The organism is Segatella sp., assembly GCF_977051555.1.
Genome location: NZ_CDRSSE010000049.1, coordinates 21,486 through 28,006 on the forward strand (window position 1 = coordinate 21,486; position 6,521 = coordinate 28,006).

The 6,521-nt window shown below is 46.2% G+C and carries 5 protein-coding genes; all 5 read left to right on the forward strand.

Translation table 11 applies throughout. From position 1 onward, the window contains the following. Nucleotides 1-19 precede the first annotated feature (19 nt). The 5 genes from ACWJAO_RS11085 (at nucleotide 20) to ACWJAO_RS11105 (ending at nucleotide 6,337) form a co-directional block, all read left to right on the forward strand. Nucleotides 20-1,765 (forward strand): hypothetical protein, encoded by a 1,746-nt coding sequence (locus ACWJAO_RS11085; RefSeq protein ID WP_449140291.1) that lies wholly within the window; start codon nucleotides 20-22, stop codon nucleotides 1,763-1,765. A 30-nt stretch (nucleotides 1,766-1,795) separates the two neighbouring features. Then, nucleotides 1,796-3,610 (forward strand): cellulase family glycosylhydrolase, encoded by a 1,815-nt coding sequence (locus ACWJAO_RS11090; protein ID WP_449140292.1) that lies wholly within the window; start codon nucleotides 1,796-1,798, stop codon nucleotides 3,608-3,610. 213 nt (nucleotides 3,611-3,823) lie between these two features. Beyond that, entirely contained in the window at nucleotides 3,824-4,690 is an 867-nt protein-coding gene (locus tag ACWJAO_RS11095) for a glycoside hydrolase family 5 protein (protein ID WP_449140293.1), read from the forward strand. Nucleotides 4,691-4,696: 6 nt separating this feature from the next. Continuing rightward, nucleotides 4,697-4,909, forward strand: a complete 213-nt coding sequence (locus tag ACWJAO_RS11100) for a hypothetical protein (RefSeq protein ID WP_449140294.1) — start codon at nucleotides 4,697-4,699, stop codon at nucleotides 4,907-4,909. 141 nt (nucleotides 4,910-5,050) lie between these two features. Continuing rightward, nucleotides 5,051-6,337, forward strand: a complete 1,287-nt coding sequence (locus ACWJAO_RS11105) for a glycoside hydrolase 5 family protein (RefSeq protein ID WP_418859003.1) — start codon at nucleotides 5,051-5,053, stop codon at nucleotides 6,335-6,337. The last annotated feature ends 184 nt before the right edge of the window (nucleotides 6,338-6,521 follow it).

The following is a 6,521-nucleotide window of genomic DNA, read 5'->3' on the forward strand; positions in this document are numbered from 1 at the left end:
TGTGGATTAGATTATGAAAATGAAATATTTAGCAGGTGTGATGCTGCTGATGGCCGGTCTTTGCTCGCTCTCTTCCTGTAGCGATGATGACTACTCTGCAGCCACAGGAAATGTAATTAGCACCATTGAGACGGGAGATGCTTCTGTTACTGCTATTTCGGCAGTAGTCAGCGGCAAGGTCTTGGACTTGAGTAAGCAGGATGCCGGTGCCTATGCGGTGGGTGTTGTTTACGGTACCAACCCCGATCCTACCACAGCCGGCTCCAAGCAGCCTGGCGTGATTGATGCCGAAGGTAATGTAACCGCCACTCTCTCGGGATTGACCAAGGGCAATACCTATTATTATGCCACTTACGTACAGTTACAGGGCATAGTAACCAAGTTTGGTGAGGTAAAGAGCTTCGTGGCTACTGATGCCCAGATTGCTACAGCCGGAGCCACGGATGTTACGGCTACCAAGGCTACCCTGAGTGCTACAGCCAATGGCTTGGAAGGCATCCTGATAGAGGGAGAGACCCAGATGAACTACGGTTTCAAGATTTCAACCTCTGAGGCGGATGTAGAGAATGGTATCGATTATCCAATCTCTGCCAGTGCCAAGACCATCAGTCAACGTGTGGAAGGTTTGCTTCCTGGAACTACTTACTATTATACATCATATTTCGAGTTGGGCGATGGTTTTGTCTATGGTGAGACCAAGAGCTTTACCACTCCTGCTCAGACAATGGAATATGTTGACTTGGGTTTGAGCATCCTTTGGGCTAAATGCAACCTGGGTGCAGAATCAGAGGAAGAGACAGGTACCCTTCTGGGCTATGGTGATTTGACTGGTGTGAATCAGAGTACTTATCTCATCGATTACAATACAGTGGAGGATATCGCCGGTACGGATAAGGATATCTTGAAGAAGGTGAACGTGGATGCGGGTGCCTTGATGCGCAGTTCTACTCCTACAGCTGATCAGATGAGTGAGTTGATTGCCAATACCACTCAGACAGAAGTTGAGGTGAAGGGCGTGAAGGGTATCAGATTTACTGCAGCCAATGGCAACAGCATCTTTATGCCTTACACTGGTTATCGCAACGGCACTGCCAAGGTAGGTGAGGGCAACCAGGGCTTGTATTGGAGCGGCAATAACTATAGCATCGCTACGGATTATAGCCAGACGCTCAATCTGATCAATGGTACTGCTTCATCTGGTGTTTCGGCCCGCAACCTGGGTTTGGCGATTCGTCCTGTTCGTATGTCACCTGAGTTGAAGGTGGATAATTCCAAGTTGGTTGTCGGCGACCTTGAGAATAACGGCAGAATCCGTATCGAGATTTTCAACCAGTATGGTTCTACGGGTAGCAATCCTGGCATCAACCAGGCTCAGATTAAGTTTACCAAGAACATGGTGGTTACTTTCCGTCTTTTTGGTTTGACAGATAACATGAAGGAAGGTGCGGGCAGTCATGTGGCTGGTTTGGAGTATGGTGATGCTTCTTGGGATCCAAGTCGCTGGTCAGCCTTTGATAATTCCAAGTATGATGCCAACGTTACTGGCGATGGTCTCTATACGGTTTGGATGGAGACAGGTGGTGCCGAGGCAGAAGGTGCAGCGGTATTCTGTGTGGATATCAACAATCTGGCAGCTGATGCCATCGATGCATCCAAGATTACTGCAGAGATTGTGAGCATCAAGTTTGATGTGGATCCTGAATTCTCTATGGATTTCTCCAAGACAGAGTTCATCAACAAGGATGGCTTGACTCAAGGTAAGTAATCATACGTATTATTTTGATATTCTATGAACATGAAGAAAATAACAATTTTATCGTTTCTGATTATGGCTTTTGCCATGGTCAGTTTCTCAGCCTGTTCTAATGAGGATACCATCGAAGGCGGTGAAGGACTCTCTAAGGAATTCGTGGTTTCCCGTTCTGATATGGCGTTTACGAAGAATGGCGGTGAGACTGATTTATATGTCAAGGCGGCTCAGGTACCAACGGTTTCTACCGAAGCGGCTTGGTTGGATGTAACTCCAGTGGCTGGCTCTTCTAGTATTACCCATCATTTCCTCATCAAGGCAGAGGCAAATACAGCCAATGATGACCGTTCGGCAACTATCACCGTAGCGGCTGGTTCTGATACCAAGACTATCACCGTGAGCCAGAACTCTACCGAGGGTCTTCTCATCACATCTAGTAAAAATGTAAATGTGGGGGCTGCCGGTGGTCAGGTTACTGTTACCCTGAAGGCAAATGCAAGTTATTCTCAGGTAATCAGCAATGACTGGGTGAGTGAGATTACTTCTCGTGCCAACATGGTGGAATACACCCGCAACTATTCGGTGGCTGCCAACATCAGCAATGCCCGTTCGGCAACCATTAGCTATACCATGGTGGTAAACGACAGTACTTCCATCACTGAAGCGGTTACCATCAACCAGGAGCAGGGTACTACTACTGGTGATATGAGTAAGACGGCTATGGATATTGCAGCCTTGATGTATCCTGGCTGGAATCTGGGTAATACGATGGAGGCAGGAAATTCTGCTAATAACTGGAAGAATGCCGGTATCGGTTCTGAAACTTTATGGCAGTCGGCAAAGACTACCCAGCAGCTCATCGACCTGGTGAAGGCTTCCGGTTTCAAGAGCGTCCGTATTCCTTGTTCTTGGGTAATGGGTCACATCACAGATGCTGAGGTTTGCACCATCGATGCCGATTGGCTGGCTCGTGTTCACGAGGTGGTAGATTACTGCATCAAGAACGATCTCTATGTCATCATTAACCAGCATTGGGATGGTGGATGGATTGAGCATGATGGTTTGACAGCTGCTACTGATGTGGATGCTACCAAGGCAAAACTCACCAAGATCTGGACTCAGATAGCCAACAGTTTCAAGAATTATGACGAGCGTCTTGTCTTTGCAGGTATGAATGAGCCTGGTGTGGGTGCCGGCGATGCCAATGCATTGCTGGGCACTGCGGATTTGGCCAATAGAATTGCTGAGTATGAGCAGACTTTCATAGAGGCAGTGCGTGCTACAGGTGGCAACAATGCCAAGCGAGTTCTGGTGGTTCAGGGTCCTAATACTAATATCGACAATACCGTAGCTCATAATTATATGGCTAAGCTTCACGATTCTGCTACCGACCGTCTGATGATAGAGGTTCATTTCTACGATCCTTATCAGTTTACAGATATGAGTGAAGACAAGGATTGGGGTAAGTACTATCTCTATTGGGGTAAGAACAACACCAATGGTTCTGAGGCTGATCGTACAGCTGATGCTAAATATAACGAGGATTATGTAGAGGCTCAGATGAAGAAGATGAAGACCAACTTCTTCGACAAGGGCTATCCTGTATTGATTGGTGAGTTTGGTGCCAACCAGCGTTTGGCCATCGGTAAGGATGCTGTTCATGATGCATCAGTTAAGGACTATTACAAGGCTGTCGTAACTAGTGCTATCAATAATGGTTGTGTTCCAATGGCTTGGGATACCAATGGTAATTATCCTAGCATGACCATCTTCAACCGTGCTGGTGCAAGTGTTAGCAATGCTAATATGCTTGAGAGTATTACAGCCGGAGTTGCAGCAGCAAAGTGGCCTGCTAAATAAAAAACGAGATATTAAGTCTTTAGGTTTAATATAAAGTGTGTGGACGCATATCGGAGAATCTTTCTCTGATGTGCGTCCTTTTTTTGTGCAAATATCGTATATCCTAACATAATATACCTATCCTTTTATCAAAAGTATACATTCACGCTACAGCTTTTTCGCTATCTTTGCAACATGATAACTTCAAAACCCGATAATACGTTAGATTGATATATGAAGAAGATAGTTATGATTATATTGGCTGCCGCTCATTTCGCTTGGGCTGCCGCACAGGTTAAACCAGTGGATGGTCGTATCTCGAAAATGAAACTCACGGCTACCGAACTGGCTCACTATATGGCTCCAGGAGTCAACCTGGGTAATACGATGGAGGCATGCGACTGGAACGATGTCTTTACCAATCAGGCAGGACTGAAGTCGGAAACTTCATGGCAGAATGATAAAACTTCAGAAAGTTATATCCGGAGCTTGAAGCAGCAGGGATTCAACAGCCTTCGCATCCCTACATCCTGGGTGGCTGGACATCTTACGGATAAGGAGAATATGACCATAGATCCTGTCTGGATGAAACGAATCAAGGAAATCGTAAACTATGGTCTCAATGCCGGTCTCTGTGTCATCATCAACGAACACTGGGATGGCGGATGGATGGAGCATGATGCTTTTACCAGTGGGGTGAATGTGGCAGAGCATAAGGAGATGTTCCGCAAGCTGTGGACGAATATAGCAAAGGAATTCAAAACGTATGACCAGCGGGTTCTCTTTGCTGCCCTCAACGAACCGGGAGTGGGAGGCGCCAGTCCGCAGGTTCAAGGCGACATGCTGGCTCCTGATAGTAAGGAGTTTGCCGACCGTCTTCTGGCATACGAACAGGTGTTTATCGATGCCGTCCGTGCTACCGGTGGTAATAATGCCAGCCGTGTGCTCATCGTACAGACTCCAAAGACCGAGATTGATTTGGCTGCCAAGGATTCTTATGACATTACCCGTCTGAAGGATAAGGTGAAGAACCGTCTGATGGCAGAGGTTCATTTCTACGATCCTTATATATTTACCCTGATGGACAAAGATGCCGATTGAGGCAAGGTGGCTCTTTATTGGAAAGGACATGCGCCTGCCGAAATGATGAAGGCAGGACTTATCCCATACGTCTGGGATATCAATGTGCAGCCTCTTCCTCACATGACCATCTTCGACAGAAAAAAGCAGGTGGTTTCTGACTCCTATATATTTAAAGGTGTGATGCAGGGAGCAGCCGAAGGAATGGAAGATTACCTGAAAATCTATCCGAAACCTTAGAAAAATAGAGAAAAAGCAATAATAAATAAGCATAGTTTAGATTTATATGTAGAAAGGGCAAAAAAGTATCATGCTTTTTTGCCCTTATTTAGTATCTTTGCAACCGAAAATGAATCTTTAAACTGTAAACTTAATAAATAAATGAAGAAGATATTTGTTTTTTTGATGATGGCATTGGCTACATGCAATATCTCTGCGAAGTCAAACTTTGTGCAGGTAAAGGACGGACATTTCGTTCGCGACGGTAAACCTTATTATTATGTAGGTACCAATTTCTGGTATGGTGCCATCCTCGGTTCAGAAGGACAGGGCGGCAACCGTGAGCGTCTCTGTAGGGAACTCGATAAGATGAAGGAGATGGGCATTGACAACCTCCGCATCCTGGTGGGCTCTGATGGAAAGCGAGGAGTGAAGACCAAGGTGGAGCCGACGCTGCAGGAAGCTCCGGGCGTTTATAATGATACGATTCTTGCCGGTCTCGACTATCTGCTGATGGAGATGGGCAAACGCAAGATGCTGGCCGTGCTCTATCTGAACAATTCCTGGGAATGGAGTGGCGGTTATGGTTATTACCTGGAGCAGGCTGGTTTGGGCCAGGCTCCCCGTCCTAACGAAGATGGATATCCTGCCTTCATGAACTTCGTCGCCAAATATGCATCCTGCGAAAAGGCGCATCAGCTATTCTATGATTATGTGAAATTCATACTTACGAGAACCAACAGATATACAAAGAAGAAGTATAAGGACGACCCGGCTATCATGTCATGGCAGATAGGTAATGAGCCTCGTGCTTTCAGCAAAGAGCAGTTGCCTGCTTTCGAAAAGTGGCTGGGTGAAGCGAGCAAACTGATCCGTTCGCTCGATAAGAATCATCTGATTTCTATCGGTAGCGAAGGCAAATGGGGATGTGAAGGTGAACTGAACTGTTGGGAACGGATTTGTGCCGACAAGAATGTGGATTATTGCAACATTCATCTTTGGCCATACAACTGGAGTTGGGCGAGAAAAGACCATTTGCAGGAAGATTTGGGAATCTCCTGCCAGAATACCAAGGAGTATATTGATGAACATCTTGAGGTATGCGGACGTATCAGGAAGCCATTGGTGATGGAGGAGTTCGGCTATCCTCGTGATGGTTTCTCTTTTTCAACTTCTTCTACAACAGAAGCACGTGATGGATATTATAAGTATGTGTTCAGTCTTGTTGGCGACAATGCTGCATCCGGCGGTTACTTTGCCGGTTGCAACTTCTGGGGATGGGGCGGTTTTGCCAATCCTAAGCATGAGCAGTGGCAGGTAGGTGATGACTACACCGGTGATCCTGCTCAGGAAGCGCAAGGTCTGAACTCCGTTTTTTCTACTGATAAATCTACATTGGATGTAGTAAAGACGCAGGTAGACAGAATGAAGAAGATTGGTAAGTTATAAGTTTAGTGAAATTGTTAGTTGTTTTAGGAGGGTGTACCATCAGTTCATGGTGCACCCTCTTTTTGTTTGACTAGCATGTGTGTTGTCTAATGGGTGCAAGTCCCTAACGAGCCCTAGTAGTGGGAATCGTCTAGCCAGAGAGACAAGGGTGTCCGTGGTGACGCGGAATCTGAAAGAAGTCAGC